Origin of the sequence: Campylobacter sp. 2018MI10 (assembly GCF_018501175.1) — a bacterium.
Lineage (GTDB): Bacteria > Campylobacterota > Campylobacteria > Campylobacterales > Campylobacteraceae > Campylobacter_E.
Genome location: NZ_JAHCZD010000007.1, coordinates 1 through 15,587, shown reverse-complemented (window position 1 = coordinate 15,587; position 15,587 = coordinate 1). Strand labels below are relative to the sequence as shown.

15 protein-coding genes and 4 tRNA genes are annotated in these 15,587 nt (G+C 27.2%); 8 read left to right on the top strand and 11 right to left on the bottom strand.

The annotated features are described in order from the left end of the window. Nucleotide 1: 1 nt before the first annotated feature. Complete coding sequence (locus KJR01_RS04300; protein WP_214117426.1) at nt 2-1,384, top strand: sodium-dependent transporter; 1,383 nt, start codon at nt 2-4, stop codon at nt 1,382-1,384. 263 nt (nt 1,385-1,647) lie between these two features. Then, nucleotides 1,648-3,108: a hydrogenase small subunit gene (locus KJR01_RS04295; RefSeq protein WP_214117425.1), complete on the top strand. Its 1,461-nt coding sequence runs from the start codon at nt 1,648-1,650 to the stop codon at nt 3,106-3,108. Nucleotides 3,109-3,139: 31 nt separating this feature from the next. Here the strand turns inward: KJR01_RS04295 and KJR01_RS04290 are convergent, their stop codons facing one another. From KJR01_RS04290 to KJR01_RS04255, 8 genes are all read right to left on the bottom strand, one after another. After that, complete coding sequence (locus KJR01_RS04290; protein WP_214117424.1) at nt 3,140-3,808, bottom strand: hypothetical protein; 669 nt, start codon at nt 3,806-3,808, stop codon at nt 3,140-3,142. Then, complete coding sequence (locus tag KJR01_RS04285) at nt 3,786-4,514, bottom strand: alpha/beta fold hydrolase (RefSeq protein ID WP_214117423.1); 729 nt, start codon at nt 4,512-4,514, stop codon at nt 3,786-3,788. Before KJR01_RS04285 ends, KJR01_RS04290 begins: the two co-directional genes overlap by 23 nt. Continuing rightward, nucleotides 4,501-4,716 carry a type II toxin-antitoxin system Phd/YefM family antitoxin gene (locus tag KJR01_RS04280; protein WP_214117422.1) on the bottom strand — a complete coding sequence of 72 codons (216 nt, stop codon included), beginning with the start codon at nt 4,714-4,716 and terminating at the stop codon, nt 4,501-4,503. The genes KJR01_RS04285 and KJR01_RS04280 overlap by 14 nt, the downstream gene beginning before the upstream one ends. 64 nt (nt 4,717-4,780) lie before the next feature. Further along, nucleotides 4,781-5,005, bottom strand: a complete 225-nt coding sequence (locus KJR01_RS04275) for a hypothetical protein (RefSeq protein ID WP_214117421.1) — start codon at nt 5,003-5,005, stop codon at nt 4,781-4,783. Continuing rightward, on the bottom strand, nt 4,986-6,401 hold the full coding sequence (locus KJR01_RS04270) for a PepSY-associated TM helix domain-containing protein (protein WP_214117420.1): 1,416 nt from the start codon (nt 6,399-6,401) through the stop codon (nt 4,986-4,988). Before KJR01_RS04270 ends, KJR01_RS04275 begins: the two co-directional genes overlap by 20 nt. 45 nt (nt 6,402-6,446) lie before the next feature. Continuing rightward, nucleotides 6,447-6,857 (bottom strand): PepSY-like domain-containing protein, encoded by a 411-nt coding sequence (locus tag KJR01_RS04265; protein ID WP_214117419.1) that lies wholly within the window; start codon nt 6,855-6,857, stop codon nt 6,447-6,449. 74 nt (nt 6,858-6,931) lie between these two features. Next, nucleotides 6,932-7,744 (bottom strand): prolipoprotein diacylglyceryl transferase, encoded by an 813-nt coding sequence (lgt, locus tag KJR01_RS04260; protein WP_214117418.1) that lies wholly within the window; start codon nt 7,742-7,744, stop codon nt 6,932-6,934. A gap of 30 nt (nt 7,745-7,774) precedes the next feature. Next, the gene (locus KJR01_RS04255; RefSeq protein ID WP_214117417.1) at nt 7,775-8,491 is read right to left on the bottom strand and encodes an SEL1-like repeat protein; all 717 of its coding nucleotides are present in this window, start codon (nt 8,489-8,491) and stop codon (nt 7,775-7,777) included. Nucleotides 8,492-8,778: 287 nt separating this feature from the next. Between KJR01_RS04255 and KJR01_RS04250 the strand changes: the two genes are divergently transcribed. Further along, nucleotides 8,779-10,089 carry a Na+/H+ antiporter NhaC family protein gene (locus tag KJR01_RS04250; protein ID WP_214117416.1) on the top strand — a complete coding sequence of 437 codons (1,311 nt, stop codon included), beginning with the start codon at nt 8,779-8,781 and terminating at the stop codon, nt 10,087-10,089. A gap of 172 nt (nt 10,090-10,261) precedes the next feature. Here KJR01_RS04250 and KJR01_RS04245 read toward each other — a convergent pair. Further along, a tRNA-Val gene (locus KJR01_RS04245) sits at nt 10,262-10,336 on the bottom strand. A gap of 99 nt (nt 10,337-10,435) precedes the next feature. Here KJR01_RS04245 and KJR01_RS04240 point away from each other — a divergent pair. The 3 genes from KJR01_RS04240 to KJR01_RS04230 all read left to right on the top strand — a co-directional run bounded on the left by KJR01_RS04240 (nt 10,436) and on the right by KJR01_RS04230 (nt 10,719). Next, a tRNA-Pro gene (locus tag KJR01_RS04240) sits at nt 10,436-10,513 on the top strand. 22 nt (nt 10,514-10,535) lie between these two features. Continuing rightward, nucleotides 10,536-10,612: transfer RNA gene (locus tag KJR01_RS04235), tRNA-His, on the top strand. Nucleotides 10,613-10,643: 31 nt separating this feature from the next. Next, nucleotides 10,644-10,719, top strand: a tRNA-Arg gene (locus KJR01_RS04230). A gap of 322 nt (nt 10,720-11,041) precedes the next feature. Here KJR01_RS04230 and KJR01_RS04225 read toward each other — a convergent pair. Continuing rightward, on the bottom strand, nt 11,042-11,368 hold the full coding sequence (locus tag KJR01_RS04225; RefSeq protein WP_214117415.1) for a hypothetical protein: 327 nt from the start codon (nt 11,366-11,368) through the stop codon (nt 11,042-11,044). Beyond that, nucleotides 11,365-12,951 (bottom strand): ABC-F family ATP-binding cassette domain-containing protein, encoded by a 1,587-nt coding sequence (locus KJR01_RS04220; protein ID WP_214117414.1) that lies wholly within the window; start codon nt 12,949-12,951, stop codon nt 11,365-11,367. Before KJR01_RS04220 ends, KJR01_RS04225 begins: the two co-directional genes overlap by 4 nt. Nucleotides 12,952-13,009: 58 nt before the next feature. On the opposite strand from KJR01_RS04220, the gene KJR01_RS04215 reads away from it, so the two are divergent. Together KJR01_RS04215 and KJR01_RS04210 are read left to right on the top strand one after the other, a co-directional pair. Further along, on the top strand, nt 13,010-14,035 hold the full coding sequence (locus KJR01_RS04215) for a GGDEF domain-containing protein (protein WP_214117413.1): 1,026 nt from the start codon (nt 13,010-13,012) through the stop codon (nt 14,033-14,035). Further along, entirely contained in the window at nt 14,028-15,245 is a 1,218-nt protein-coding gene (locus KJR01_RS04210; protein ID WP_214117412.1) for a GGDEF domain-containing protein, read from the top strand. Before KJR01_RS04215 ends, KJR01_RS04210 begins: the two co-directional genes overlap by 8 nt. Nucleotides 15,246-15,587: the final 342 nt, after the last annotated feature.

Sequence of the window (15,587 nt, the reverse complement as noted above, 5' to 3'; positions counted from 1 at the left end):
AATGAGAGAACAATTTTCTAAAATTGGCTTTATTTTAGCGATGGCAGGTTCTGCTGTTGGGCTTGGAAATGCGTGGAAATTCCCTACAATGGTAGGAACTAATGGTGGTTCTATTTTTATATTGCTTTATTTAGTTTTAACATTTTTAGTAGCTTTTATGGTTTTTTTAGGAGAGCTTAGTATTGGTAAAATCACTCAAAAAGACGCTGTGAATGCTTTTAGCGATTTAGCAAAATCTAATAAAAAAGCTTGGGGATTTGCAGGATTTTTTATGATAGGAGCTATTTTAATAGTTTGTTTTTATAGCGTTGTAATAGGCTGGATTTTAAAATACATTTATTCTAGTTTTTTTGCTTTACCAAATTCTGTTAGCGAAGCTGGAGATTTATTTGGTAATTTATTGACAAAAGACTTATTATCTCAAATTATTTGCTTTAGTATAGTGTTTTTTATGATTTTTTGGGTTGTTAGTAAAGGAATTAAAAGTGGCATTGAAAAAATGAATGTATGGATGATGCCAAGTTTGTTTATATTATTAATTTTAATGCTTTTATATAGTTTTACTTTTGATGGATTTGTTAAGGCGTTTAGCTTTTTGTTTAAGCCTGATTTTTCTGTTTTATTTGTTGAAGATAAACTTAATATAAAATTAATTTTAGACGCTTTAGGGCTAAGCTTTTTTAGCCTTTCTATGGGTGTTTGCGTAGTTTTAACTTACGCTGCTAGTTTGCCAGAAAATATAAATGTGATTAAATCAACTTTATCAATTATTTTTATAAATATTTTAGTTGGTATTATGATGGGGCTTATTGTATTTACCTTTGTTTTTGAATACGGAGCAAATGCAAGCGAGCAAGGACCAGGACTTATATTTGTAAGCCTTATGAGTTTATTTTCAAATCTTGGAATTATTGGAAATATACTTGCGATTGCATTTTTTATAGCATTACTCTTTGCTGGGCTTACTAGTGCTGTTTCAATGATTGAACCTTTTGCTTTTTATTTAATAAATAAATTTGGAATTTCAAGAAAACTTGCTCTAATTTATATAGGTATTTTTGTTTATATTATGGGGATATTTTGCATATTAGGTTTTAATAATGAATATTCTTCAATTTTTACATTTTTTGATAAAAGTATATTTGATATATTAGATTATTTAACTTCTAATATTTTAATGCCATTATCAGCGATTATTACTTGTATTTTCGTAGGATTTTTCGTAGAAGTGAATAAACTTAAAACTTTATTTATTCCTTATATGGGTGAGTTTGGATTTAAAATATGGTTATTGTTTATAAGATTTATTTGTCCTATTGTAATACTTATAATAATGTTAGAGAATTTAGGTCTAACTAAGTATTTAAAGTCTATGTTTTTTTAAGATATATTTTTAACTAAGACTTATAAAAATTTATTAAAATTTGAAAAAAAGTATAATTTTAAGAATATTTAAAGTTTGGTTTAGTTAGTATTTATATTTCAAACTAAACTCATTTAGCCCCGTTAAAACGGGGTAAATATAAAATATATCTTAAATATACCGCTAGTTAAATTAGTAACTTGAGTAGAAAAGTTACTAATTTTAAAAATTATTTCGCTATTATTCATTTAATTTGATATTTTAAGCTTAAATAAAGGATTATTATGAATGCAAATGTATTAGCTCAAATTCAATCTACATTAAAAACTTTAGGCGTGAAAGCTGATGAAAAAGAAATCTACGAAAAAATCAATGCAAAAAAGTTAAAATTAATATGGCTACATTTTAGCGAATGCACAGGCTGTAGTGAGAGCTTTATTAGAAGTGAGAGTATTGGTCTTGATGATTTGATTTTTGATTTTATAGATTTAATCTATCACGAAACTTATATGGCAGCTAGTGGATTTTTAGCTGAAGATTTATTAGAAATTAAAGAGCCATTTTTATTAGTAGTTGAAGGTGCTATTGCTAGTAATGAGTTTTATACAAGTGGGGCTCCAGCTCACTCTGCTTTACATAAATTAAAAGAATTAACTAATCGTGCAAGTTGTGTTTATGCTGTAGGTTCATGCTCATCTTATGGTGGTATTCAAGCAGCTAAGCCAAATCCTACTAATTCTATTAGTATTGAAGATATTTTAAAAGATGCTGTATTAATTCCTGGTTGTCCTCCAAGTGAGAGCAATATCATTGCTAGTATTTTACATTTTGCGTTTTTTGATAAAGCTCCTACATTAGATGATAATAATCGTCCTACTTTTGCTTATTCAAAATGCTTACACGATATGTGCGAAAGAAAAATAGCTTTTGAGAGTGGGGAATTTGTTGAAGAATTTGGAGATGAAGCAGCTAAATCGGGTGCTTGTTTGTTTAAAGTAGGGTGTAAAGGACCATATACTTTTAATAATTGTCCTAAGACAAAGTTTAATGCTAAAACTTCTTGGCCGGTTCAAGCGGGGCATGGCTGTATTGCCTGTAGTGAAAGAGATTTTTGGGATAATTATGGCGTTTATGAACAATCACTCGCTAGTTCTTACGCACAAACTAAAAGAGCAAGGTGTTATGATGATTTAGCTAGATTTAATAAAGGCGATGAGGTTGTTGTAAGAGATGATGGGATTTATATTAATAATGAATTATCAGCTTTTTTAGAATTTGAAAGTAAAAATCACGCAGAATTATTAAATAAAAACAAATTAGGTGCTAAGTTATTAGCAAATTATAAAGAAAAATTTGGCTTAAAACTTGAAGGAGATAGCGAGATTTTAAATACTTTTAGTGGTATTTTAATAAGCTCGGCAAATATTTTAGGACTTAAATTAAGCTTAACTGAACTTCTTGATTTAGCTAATAAATATGAAATAGGAATTGCTAGCGGGCTTGATTTTAAATTAGCTAAAAAACCTATTTTAATGGATGTTAGTAAGTCTTTTAGATTGATTTTGATATATCGTTTAGGCGGACTTGATGATATTGCGATTTTGTTTGGTGTTGTTGATAGTATTGCTTCAATGATAGCGAAATCTTTAAAAATGCTAGAGTGTAAGAGTGTAAAGTTTGAAGGAGAATTATTCAAACATCAAATATTAGTTGATAGATTGAATTATCACTTAAGAAATTTCTAAGAATTTGAATTAAGAATTTATTTCTTAATTCTTATAAATATTTATCTAAATTATCTTTATATTTTAGGCTTAATCTTAAATAAAGTTCATTTATTTCATTTTTAAATTCTTCGTTTTTGTAAGCATTTAAGAAATTGTTTGTATGCAAAATCTCTTTTTTGTTTTCACAATTATCAAGGTATAAATCTTTTAAATAAAGTTTAAGGTATTTGACTAAAAGCTCTAATGCTCTAAATATAAAAATTATTATTGGCTCATTTGAGATTTGCTTTACATTTAATAAAAATTGCGCTTTTAAATTATCAAAATCATACTTTATCAAAGGACAAGGATGAGATGAAAAATCTTTATAAAATAAATCATACAAACTAATTGCATTTATATCCAAAACCAACCCATCATCATTAACTAGAGCAAAAAACGGATATAGCTTACAAGCTAAAGGACGAAAAGCGCATAAGCCTTTATAAGAGCATTTGACAAAGCATAAAGTGATTGTTTTTTCGCATTTTAATTTGTAAGCAATACTTGCAACTAGACTTAGATTGGTTTTATCTTTAATGTATTCATACTCGCTTTTTAGCATAGGGATTATTACATTAAAGGGCTTATCTGCATTACAGCAATGCCCGTTGCAAGATTTGTAGCAATCTTTAAAATAAATTATTTCTAATTCTTCAAGCTTTTTGAAAAAACTCATCAATAAAAGGCGTTAAATCATTTTGCATAAAGAAAAAATGATTTCCATTAAAGGTAATTAATTTTGAGTTTTTGATTAAACCTTGCATTTTATTTGCTATGCTAAGTGGTGTTGCAGTGTCGCTTTCTCCCCATAATAGCAAGGTTTTTGTGTTGATTTTGCTAATTTCGTTTTGATAGTCTTCATCAACTACATTTTTAAAAGTCTCATACATAATAGGGCTTAGTGTAGCACCATCTTTACTAGCTAAAAATCTTCTTATATTTTTAAATCCTAATTTATTTAAGCATTTTGCAAGAAAGACTTTTAGCTTTACTTTAGGGCTTTTTGGTAATTTTAGCCCAGCACTAGCACATAAAATCAACGCATCATAATCATTCTTACTAGCCATAAGACAAGCAATTTTGCCACCATAAGAATGACCTAGCAAAATATCAACTTTTATATCTAATGCTTTTATAAATTCGTTTGTCAAATTAAGATAATCAATAGAGTTAAAAGCATAACTTGGCTCATCACTTCCACCAAATCCTGCAAAGTCTAAAAATATCATTTGCTTACAATGTTTGCTTAAAGATTTTGTGAAAAATTGCTCCATTAGTTCTTTATTAGCACCCCAGCCGTGCATTATTAAAGCTACTTTTTCTCCATATCCTTGTCTTATTAGATAACTTAGCCCGAGATTTTTTATATTAATTCTTGCCATTTTTTTTGTCCTTATAAATAGCTTCTAAAATTACTAAAGCATTTTGTAATTTTTCATATTCGGCAAGGTTTAGCATAACACATTGGAATTTGTTATTTTTTACTACGAAGACTTTTTTATTTCCTTCAATTTTTTTTAAAATTGCAGAAAAATTACGAACTACATCAGTAGCTGAAAATATCTCATCTTGGCTAAATTTCATATTTTTCCTTTTGTGATTTTAAATAATAAAGCAAAAACTAATCCAAAACCACATTCGCTAAAAATTAGCGAATGTTAGAGCTTTTATTATTTAAATCATATAGGTGTTTAGCCCAAATCGTAATTATACAAAATGCAAAAATTGAACTAAAAAATATCATTAAATTATATAGTTTTGCATCAAGATATAAGGCACATACAAATGCTATTGCAAATAAAATATAACTTGCTTTTTTATAATCAATACTAAGGCAGATTGCTCCTATTAAATTAATTAATATTATTAACATTTGCTCTCCTTAAATTAATAATTAATCCTAAAATTATAAGTAATATAACAAAGTCAAACATCATTGTTATAAATACAAAACCGCTAATACAAATATCAGATATTAATAATGCCAATAAAATAATTAAGCTAATTATCATTAGATTTTTAGTTTTATTTACAAAAATATAGCTAAGAATAATGCTTAATATAAAGCTTATTAAAAATGCAAATTGTTCTACTTGCATATTTTGAGTAAGTTTATTAGCGATAAAATAAATAGCAGTAGCATTTAAAGATGGATAAAATGCTGCATAAGCAATTGCTTTATAAAGTAGATTATCTTTATGTTTTTTACTAGCTAATAATAAAGCTTTGTATATAAATAAGCAAGTAAATATTCCACATAAAAATAAAATAAAATAAAGTTGAAAATCAGCAAACATAACTCTATGAATATTAAAAAATATTTCATAAATTGATGAAAATGCACTTAGTTTGCTTTCTTTTGGAGTTTGTTTTACATTAGCTTCACTATCAAAAACATAGCTTTTATTACTTTTTGTATTAATTGATGGCATTACATTTTTATCATCATTTAAAGTAATTGCAAATTCTTTTGTGCTTTTATTTAAAACAATTGTTATATTTTTTGTATTTTCTAAATTATTAATAGCTTTGCTAATTAAATTTGTATCAAAAATAAAACTTTTATCACTATTTGTATTTGCGTTACTTGGTGTTTTTGCTTGTTTAGTGGTAGTTGTGGTAAATAATTTTTCTATATCTTTAATGTAATTTATACCTATTCCACTAAGTGCTAAGATGAATAAAAATGAACCTACAAAAAGTCCAGCAACTATGTGAAAATCAAATAATCTTGCTAAATCATTTTTCACATTAATTTTATTGAAATTCTTTTTATTCCAAATCAAAATCCCACTTATATATAAAAATATTATCCCAGCTGCAAAAATACTAACAATTGCTTCTAAGAAATCTTTAAAACTACCATTAATAGGCAATAATTTATAATGAATGCTAGTTAAAAATTTAGCTCCTAAAGTGCTTGTTTTATTTAGTATATTTTCTCCATCAAAATAGCTTATATTACTTTTTCTTTCGCCTTTTGTTGAATTAGAATTATAATAATTAATCTCATATAAATTATTATAATAACTAGGAGTTTTGATAGATATAAAATCGTAATCTTTATATTTTTCTTGTGCGTAATTAATAGCACTACTTAATCCATTTATATCATTATTTAAGATAGTTTTGCTTTCGTGCAATTTTGGCTGCATATAAAAATCAATTTCATTTCTAAAATAACTAATGGTTCCAAAAAAGGTTATTATAAAAAGTAACCAACAAGCATAAATTCCAATGTAAGAATGTAATTTTCTAAGTGTTTTCATATCTTTCCTAATCTTAGGAATTTCAAATTGAAATTCCTATTGTTTTTAATCATCAAGCACGGTTTTTGTGATAGTTCCGTTATTGTCTATATAAACTTTATAATTGTTATTAAATTTTAGTTTATATCCGTTCCATTCTTTTTCAATTTCCATTAATTTCGCATTTTTTTGATTTTCTTTAGCAAGTTTTAAAACATCTTGCATAATGCTATCAGGAATTGGAGAGTATTTTCCATCTATTTCTTTAATATCTCCAGATTTAGAAAAATCAAGTTCAGTTCCATTGCTAAGTTTGATTTCATAAGAATCCCAATCTTTTTCAGCTTTAACTATATTTTCATTTGTAAAATGAGTTTTTACAAAGTCTTGAATGTTTTGTGGTAGTTCGCTTGGATTTATATTTGTATCAGCTAATAAACAGCAACTAATTGCACCTAAAAATAAAAGTTTTTTCATACTTTACTCCTTAAAATGATTTGAATCTTGATACTATCAAAATATTGTAATTTTGATTATACCCCCCCCCCGTGTTAATGATTAGCTTTAATTTTATTTAAATAAAAATACAAACTAAGAGCAAAGCAAAACATAATTAAACTCAAAATTTGACCCATAGATAGGCTTAATGCAATAAAGCCTAAATTAAAATCAGGTTCTCTAAAGAATTCACAAATAAATCTAGCTATCCCATACGACATTGCATAAATACAGATTAATTGCCCGTTAAACTTTATTCTCTTTGAAAAAATGTAAATGATAATGAAAATTATTAAACCTTCAGCGAATGCTTCATATAATTGACTAGGGTGTCTTAAGGTATCTCCTACATAAACTCCCCAAGCTACATCAGTTGCTCTGCCAAATAGTTCGTGGTTTAAAAAGTTTCCAATTCTTCCAAATATATATCCTAATGGCACTGATAATGCTACTAAATCAAGTATTTTAAACATATTTTTTTTATATTTTTTAGAATAAAGATAAGTTGTAATTAATGCACCAACTAATGCTCCGTGATAGCTCATTCCAGCAATTCCTACAAATTCGCCATTTACAAATGGATTAAACATCTGCCAAGGATTGCTTAAATAATATAATCTATCGTCGCTATAAACTAAAATATATCCTATCCTAGCTCCTAAGATTATGCCTATTTCTATCCAAACGAAATAATTTTCTATTTCTTTTTTGCTAAAGCCAAAGCGTGGAGCAAATTTTTGTCCTATAAATAATGCAATAAGCAGTGCTAGTATGTAGCAAAGTGCGTAATAATGTATTTTAAACATTCCTATGCTAAATGCAACTCTATTGGTATTTTCATAAAAATGTTGCCAAAATTCAAGCATTATTATCCTTTTTTAGAATTTCAAAATATATTAAAAACCACTTAGTTTTTTGCAAGATATTTGATTACCTAAATTACAAGATTTTTCTAAGAATTTTTTACTTAATTTAAATTTACCCATATTTAAATAAGCATTAGCTCCAGCAAAACAAGCTTCTTCATAGCCTTTATTGCAAGTTTGCTCTAAAAGATTGAATGCTTTTTTTGTGTCATTATTTTCTAAATGCACACTTGCTTCAAATATGCAAGCATTAAAGAAATTTTTGTTGCAAGCAATGTGAGCGTATTTAATAGCGTTTTCTTTATCTAAAAATCCTTTATAATATCTAGCAGTTGCATAACAAGAGTTTTGGTTATTTTCGTTATCACATTGAGCTTTTATGATTTTTAGTGCTTTTGTTGAGTTTTGTTCGTAATTTAATACAAGCTTAGTACAAGCTAATTCAAAATGATTTTGACAAGCAAGTCTTAAAGCATTAAAAATCGTATAATCATCATCACTAAAAGTAGAAATTGTATAACAAGCTGCCATATTTTTTGCCTTGCATTCATCGTTTATATAGTCTTTTGCTTCTTTTATATAAGTTATTTTATTTATATTATTTGCTTCATCACAGCCTTTAAAATCATTATTACTACAAGCACTAATTTTTGATAAATATTCATTAACTTTTGCTAAATCAAGAGCGATTTGTGCTTCATTTGCATAAACAAATATTGAAAATATAAGTATTACTAATTTTTTCATATTTACTCCTTAAGGTTTTAGTGTATTGAATTTTAGATAATTTTAATGATTTTTTCTAAAAAAATAAAATATTTAAGGAAAATTTCAGAATATTTTAGGTTGAATAACGCAAATATTTTACAAAAGGAGTTTTTAAATGAGTGTTTTATCATTTGTCTTAACAAACAATTTATTTACAAGCTTCTTCTTCCATCATGCCTTAGGGCATTGAGACTTCATAATACTTTTTTATCATATTATTTTTTATATTTTAAACATTTAAACAAAATTAATTTAAAGGAAAATTTATGTTAACAAACCCTGTTTTAATAAGCGTTTTTATAATGCTTGGACTATGTCTATTAAGATTTAATGTATTTTTAGCTATTTTAGTTTCTGGACTAATAGCAGGACTTATGAGTGTTAGTTTTGATGATAATATTTTAGTAGTATTAAAAAATATTATGAATACATTCATAAGTGGTATGAGTGGCAATTTGCAAACCTCACTTAGCTATGTTTTAGTAGGTGCTTTAGCAGTTGCTGTATCTAGGACTAATTTAACTGCTTATTTAGTTAATTTTATTAGTAAAAAGATGTCAGATAAAAGAATTTTATTGCTATTTTCTTTAGCTATAATTTCAAGCTTTTCTCAGAATTTAATTCCAATTCACGTAGCATTTATTCCGATTTTAATCCCACCAATGCTAAGTCTATTTAATAAGCTGAAAATTGACAGGCGTGCTGTAGCTTGTGCGGTAACATTTGGGCTTACAACGCCTTATATGACTTTACCTGTGGGATTTGGTCTTATATTCCAAGATATAATTACTCAATCGCTAAATGATAATGGAGTAAAAGTTACTCAAAGTGATGTTGCTGGTGTTGTTTGGCTTATGTTTTTTATAATGTTTTTTGGTCTTCTTGCTTCGTTTATTTATTATAGAAAACCTAAAGCATATCAAGAGCTTGAAACAAAATATGAAAACTTAGATAATATTAGTTTTGGTAAAAAAGAACTAATGGTAATGATAGGTTTATTAATTACTTTAACTACTCAAATACTTGTTGGTTCTTTACCGCTTTCGGCTTTACTTGGCTTTTTATTTATTTGTGTAAGCGGTGGAGTTGAGTATAAAAAAATTGATGAAGTGTTTTTGGGTGGATTTTCTTTAATGGGTTATGTAGCGTTTATTATGCTAATTGCTTGTGGTTTTGGAGCTGTTTTACAAAGCACAGGAGCTATTAAAGAAATAGTTGATTTTACTTTAAGTATTACTACTAATAAATTAATAATAGCGTTTGGAATGATGTGTATAGGATTATTAATTACTCTTGGAATTGGAAGTTCGTTTGGAACGGTTCCTATTATTGCTACTTTATTTGTGCCAATTTGCACGGCTTTAGGTTTTAGTGCTGAAAGTATTATTTTCATCATTGCTTGTGCTGGTGCAGTTGGAGATACAGGTAGTCCTGCTAGTGAAGCAACTTTAGGAATTACCGTTGGGCTTAATGCTGATAATCAAAGTGATCACATAAAAGATGTATGTATCCCTACATTTATATTCTATAATATACCTTTAGTAGTAGGTGGTGCTTTAATAGCTTATTATTTATAATTTGCCTTATTTTAGGCAAGTTATTTTTTTTAAACAACTGCTTTTGCGGTTGTTTATTTTTAAATATATTAATCTTATAAATTTATATAATTTCTTAAAGTATTTAAATTCCACAAGAAAAAATATTAAAACATATTTTATAAAAAGAATAATCAAAAAAGAATAATTAAAATGGTGACCCCGATTGGACTTGAACCAACGACTTTTACCATGTCAAGGTAACACTCTACCACTGAGTTACGGGGTCATTGTGTATAATTTTAGCAATATTTTGTGAATAAATTATTTTTTTCTTGACATTTTAAAAAAGTTAATATATAATGCGACCTTTCTTATAAAACATTTTCGGGGTGTAGCGCAGTCTGGTTAGCGCACTTGGTTTGGGACCAAGGGGCCGAAGGTTCGAATCCTTTCACCCCGACCACTTCTTTATTATTTCATTTATGGTGAGTGTAGCTCAGTCGGTTAGAGCATCAGATTGTGGTCCTGAGGGTCGTGGGTTCGATTCCCATCACTCACCCCACTTTTTTAAAAAATCATATTTTAGTTTTGTTGCGTTAGTAGCTCAATGGATAGAGCAACAGACTTCGGATCTGTAGGTTGTGGGTTCGACTCCTACCTAGCGTACCACTTTGTATTTTTCGCCAATTATTTAAGTATTATTTTTAACCATATTCATAAATGTTTTAGTTTTATTATTAAATGTCAATGGTATATTTTTGGAATAATCACAAACAAAATTAGATATTGACAATTAAATAAGTATAAAAATTAAAATATAAAAACATAATTTTATAGCAATATTTTACAATCAACTTAGATTTTATAAAGCTAAAGTTTGAATTATTGTAATTATTTATATAAAAATATTGCATAGTAATCATTACTAGATATTTTGTGTATAAAACTTAATATTATTTTTTTAGAATTTAAATTAAGCGAAAGGAGATTTTTAATCTCCTTGATGATAATTTTTTTCTAATTCTATCTCTTCATCTTGAGTGTTGTTTTTAGCCCATTCACACATCGCATCTCTTAGCATTAAATACTTTTTCTTAGACAATTTTTCATTTTCACTTAATTCTCTATCTTCAAGTAATTTAATTTGAAAGAATGTATCATCTTTTTTTGAATACTTTAAAAAGAAGTCAACATAATCAAAATAATCCTTATTGCTCTCATAGTTAATAATTTCTTCAATATAAATAGTAGGCCCAAAACCCATATGATTTTGACTAAAATTACCAAAACCTGCCGAATACTCCACCTTAAATGTCATTTGCTCTCCCCATATTTTAATAAAAACTCTTCATACGTGCCAACAAAATCAATAAGCTCACCGTTGTTTAAATACCAAATTCTATTTGCATAAGAATTGATTAATTCCCTATCGTGGCTTATACAAATTGCTACTCCATCGTATTCATAAAGTGCTTCACCAAGAGAAATAATAGCTTCAAGGTCAAGATGGTTATTTGGCTCATCAAGTAAGATAAAATTACCCCTTTCAAGCATAATTTTACTCAACATCAATCTGTGCTTTTCACCACCGCTTAAATCTTTTGCCATTTTTTCTTGATCGGTTCCGCTAAAGAGCATTCTACCTAAGCATTTGCGAATTTCATCAATATCTTTATGTTTTTCGCTAATTAAATAGTCATATAGTTTCAAATTTTCACAAATTTTACTTGAGGTATCTTGTGGGAAGTAACTAGGCTCAATTGTAGCACCCATTTTTACTTCTCCATTATCAGGAGAAATTTCATTCATTATAATCTTTGCTAGTGTGCTTTTTCCAGCTCCACTTGCTCCAATTATTGCTATTTTATCGCCTTTATTTACTTTAAGATTTAAGTTTTTAAATAGTTGCTTATCATAAGCTTTACTTATATTGTTTAGCTCTAAAACTTCATTACCAATTTCTCTATTACATCTAAATAAAATTGATGGGTCACGCCTACTTGAAATCTCTATTTCACTTACATCAAGTTTTGCTAAGTTTTTTGCACGACTTGTTGCTTGTCTTGCTTTAGAAGCATTTGCGCTAAAACGAGCTATAAATTTTTCTAAAGCTTCTTTTTCTTTTAAATTCTTAGCAAGACTTGCTTCTTTTTGTCTTTTAATAAGTGTGCTTTGCATATACCAATCATCGTAATTTCCTGCAAATTCACGAATTTGTTTGAAATCTACATCAAGCATTCTTGTGCAAATACTATTTAAGAAAAATCTATCGTGAGAAATTACAACCATTGTTCCATCGTGGCGTTTTAGTTCATTTTCTAGCCAATTAATAGCGTCTAAATCAAGGTTATTCGTAGGCTCATCTAAAAATAACACATCAGGTTTAGCAAATAATACCTGTGCGATTAGAACTTTAAATTTATCACTTGTTTGAACATTTTTCATAAGTTCATCATAATTATGAAGATTTAAAGAGCTTAATATTTTTTCACATCTAGTATCGTATTCATAATTTGGGTCTTCTTCTGCACAAATCATTTCAAGTTCACTTAAGCGATTATTTATTTCATCGGTATAATCCGTGCAAGTTGCATATATATTTTCTTTTTCTTTTACTGCATTATAAAGTCTTTTGTTTCCATATAAAACTGCATCTTTTAAACTAAATTCTTCATACGCAAATTGATTTTGCTCTAACACGCCGTATCTTACGCCATTTTCAAAACTAACTTCTCCGCTAGTTGCTTCAAGTTCTCCTGCTATAATTTTTAAAAATGTTGATTTTCCAGCCCCGTTTGCACCGATAAGTCCATATTTTTCGCCTCTTTTTAAGCTTAAATTTACATTTTCAAATAATAATCCCGTAGGGTATCTCATAGTAAGAGATTTGATTTCTACCATTTTTTATCCTTTTTTTATATAATCGTTTCTTTAAAATTTACAAAAGGCTCTACAATCAATGAACTCATTTTTAAGTGAATTAATAATTTCTTTGCCTAGTGCTACTTTTATTTTAGAGATATTAGCACTTATTATTGCACTTTACTTTAAAAAATACAACATAATATCGGTATGTATTTTATTAATAAGTTCTAAAATGATTTATTTATTTTCAGCAAATTATCAAACCCATATTTATGTAAGTTTGTTTATGCCTTTTGCTTTTGCGCTTTTAGTATCTTTAAAAAAAGAGTATGATACTATAAAATGCTTATTACCTATTAGTTTTGTTTTTATTTTATACATAGTATTAGGTATATTTTTATCTCAAAATACTAGCTTTGCATTAAATTCTACTAATAAATTTTTATTTTCAAATTCTTTTATCACTGATTTAGGCTTAGTGTTTTTTCTAGTATTTTTAGTGTATTTATTGATATTAAGATTTTTTATATTTTTTGAAAAAACATTAATTTTTGCGTATATTGGAGCTTATTTTGAATTTATGTTTTTTAAAACTCTTGAAAAAACAGATGTTGGGTTTTTTGAATTTGCTTCTTTAATATTTTTAATCTCTATATTTCTTGAAGGGTATAAATTAGCATTTTTTGATGCTTTAACTCAAGTTTTAAATAGAAGAGCTTATGATAGAACTAGGCTTATTACTAATGATGTAATAGCAGTATGTGATATAGATTTTTTTAAAAAAGTTAATGATACTTATGGTCATGATGCTGGTGATTTTATATTAAAAAATGTAGCTAAGATATTAAAAGCTAATGTAGATAAAGTTTATAGATTTGGCGGAGAAGAATTTGTAATCGTATATAAAAATCAAGACTTTAAAAATTGTGTAACAAAATTAGATAATATAAGAGAAAATATAGAAAAAGAAATATTTAAATTTAATGAAAAAATTATAAAAGTTACTATTAGTATTGGAGTTGAAATGGTAGAAGATGATAAAATAAAAGCCTTTAAAAACGCTGATGCTAAGTTATATAAAGCAAAAAATTCAGGAAGAAATAGAGTAATATATGAGTAGTGAAAGTAAAAAAGCAACAATTCAAGAATATATAAAAGGCTGGGGGCCTGAATTAGAAATAGGTATTGATGTGGTTGATGAAGAACATAAAATGTTCTTTGAATTAATAGAGCAAGTATTTGAAGCAGCTAATAGTGGTTATAAAGAATTTGAATCTGTATTTCAAGTGGTTTTAAGTCATATTGCTTGGCATTTTAAAAATGAAGAAGATTATATGAAAAGTATGGCTATATATACAAAATATGTAGAAACCCACAGAGATATTCACTCGCAGTGTATATCACAATTAGGTAAGATGAGAGATGCAGTGTTAAAGCAAAATAGTGAAGATGATATGGTATATCAAAAAGAACTTGCAATTAACTTGGCTTATTTTGTTAAAAATTGGCTGATTTTTCATATAGTTGGAGAAGATTATAAAATAGCTAAACAAATTAAATTTATAGAAGCTGGTAATAGTCCTCAAAGAGCATTTGAGATGATAAATGAAAAGATGGATAAAAATATAGAAATTCTAACTATTACCTTATCAAATCTTTTAAAAATTTATGAGATTAGAAACGAGAAATTATTAGAAATTGAAGCAGATATTAAATCAAGTCTTAACAAAAAAGAAAAACAACTGCAAGAACAAATTCAAGAAAATAAGAAAAAATCAATTACAGATGAATTAACAGGATTGTTTAATAGACGACAGGCTATGTTTGTATTAAATAATATATGGAATGAATATCAAGACCCAACCTGTGCTATTATTCAATTAGATTTAGATAAGTTTAAAGAAGTTAATGATACTTATGGACACCATGCAGGAGATTTGGTTTTAAAACAATTTTCAAATGCTGTTAAATATTTTTTTGATACTAATGAATTATGTAATAAGTATAAGTATAACGATAGAGATAGCATACACTTTTGCCGTTTAGGTGGTGATGAATTTTTAGTAATATTACAAAAATATTCTTTAGATGAAGCAGTGGCAATTGCAAATGCTTTACACGCAGTAGTAAATGGTATAGAAGTATTAGACGAACATAAAAAAGTGATTTGGAAAGGTAGCACAAGTATTGGTGTAGCTTGTAGAAATGCTGATAATAGAGATTTTGAATCAGTATTAAAAGCTGCTGATGCTTATTTATATAAAGCAAAAGAAGATGGTAGAAATTGCGTTCGCTCTATGTTACACGAGATAGGGGGGGGGTATTTCTAGCAGAGTATTTATAAATTAAATACCGCTAGTAGAATTTAAAATTAAGAATTTAGAATGCTTTTTTAAATTCTTAATTTTTTTAAAAAAAATTTTCAAACTTTAAGAATAATTTAAGCTTAAAGAGATAGAATACGAGCTTTATTTCACAAATCAAAACTTAAACAGAGCATTTAAGCTAAATGTTCTTTCTAGGTTTTATTTAATTTAATTCTATTTTTATATATAGTTTCTAACCTAGTGTTATTTTATTTATCAATGTTAAGAGTCACAAGCAAGTAATATAAAACAATTTCATAAGCTTGTTAAAGGTAGTTATACTTAATCTCTTTCTTATTACATATA

Bases quoted from the DNA above. Each gene is read 5' to 3' on its own strand.
- KJR01_RS04300 (WP_214117426.1), top strand. From the start codon at position 2: ATGAGAGAACAATTTTCTAAAATTGGCTTTATTTTAGCGATGGCAGGT.
- KJR01_RS04295 (WP_214117425.1), top strand. From the start codon at position 1,648: ATGAATGCAAATGTATTAGCTCAAATTCAATCTACATTAAAAACTTTA.
- KJR01_RS04290 (WP_214117424.1), bottom strand. From the start codon at position 3,808: ATGAGTTTTTTCAAAAAGCTTGAAGAATTAGAAATAATTTATTTTAAA.
- KJR01_RS04285 (WP_214117423.1), bottom strand. From the start codon at position 4,514: ATGGCAAGAATTAATATAAAAAATCTCGGGCTAAGTTATCTAATAAGA.
- KJR01_RS04280 (WP_214117422.1), bottom strand. From the start codon at position 4,716: ATGAAATTTAGCCAAGATGAGATATTTTCAGCTACTGATGTAGTTCGT.
- KJR01_RS04275 (WP_214117421.1), bottom strand. From the start codon at position 5,005: ATGTTAATAATATTAATTAATTTAATAGGAGCAATCTGCCTTAGTATT.
- KJR01_RS04270 (WP_214117420.1), bottom strand. From the start codon at position 6,401: ATGAAAACACTTAGAAAATTACATTCTTACATTGGAATTTATGCTTGT.
- KJR01_RS04265 (WP_214117419.1), bottom strand. From the start codon at position 6,857: ATGAAAAAACTTTTATTTTTAGGTGCAATTAGTTGCTGTTTATTAGCT.
- lgt (WP_214117418.1), bottom strand. From the start codon at position 7,744: ATGCTTGAATTTTGGCAACATTTTTATGAAAATACCAATAGAGTTGCA.
- KJR01_RS04255 (WP_214117417.1), bottom strand. From the start codon at position 8,491: ATGAAAAAATTAGTAATACTTATATTTTCAATATTTGTTTATGCAAAT.
- KJR01_RS04250 (WP_214117416.1), top strand. From the start codon at position 8,779: ATGTTAACAAACCCTGTTTTAATAAGCGTTTTTATAATGCTTGGACTA.
- KJR01_RS04225 (WP_214117415.1), bottom strand. From the start codon at position 11,368: ATGACATTTAAGGTGGAGTATTCGGCAGGTTTTGGTAATTTTAGTCAA.
- KJR01_RS04220 (WP_214117414.1), bottom strand. From the start codon at position 12,951: ATGGTAGAAATCAAATCTCTTACTATGAGATACCCTACGGGATTATTA.
- KJR01_RS04215 (WP_214117413.1), top strand. From the start codon at position 13,010: ATGAACTCATTTTTAAGTGAATTAATAATTTCTTTGCCTAGTGCTACT.
- KJR01_RS04210 (WP_214117412.1), top strand. From the start codon at position 14,028: ATGAGTAGTGAAAGTAAAAAAGCAACAATTCAAGAATATATAAAAGGC.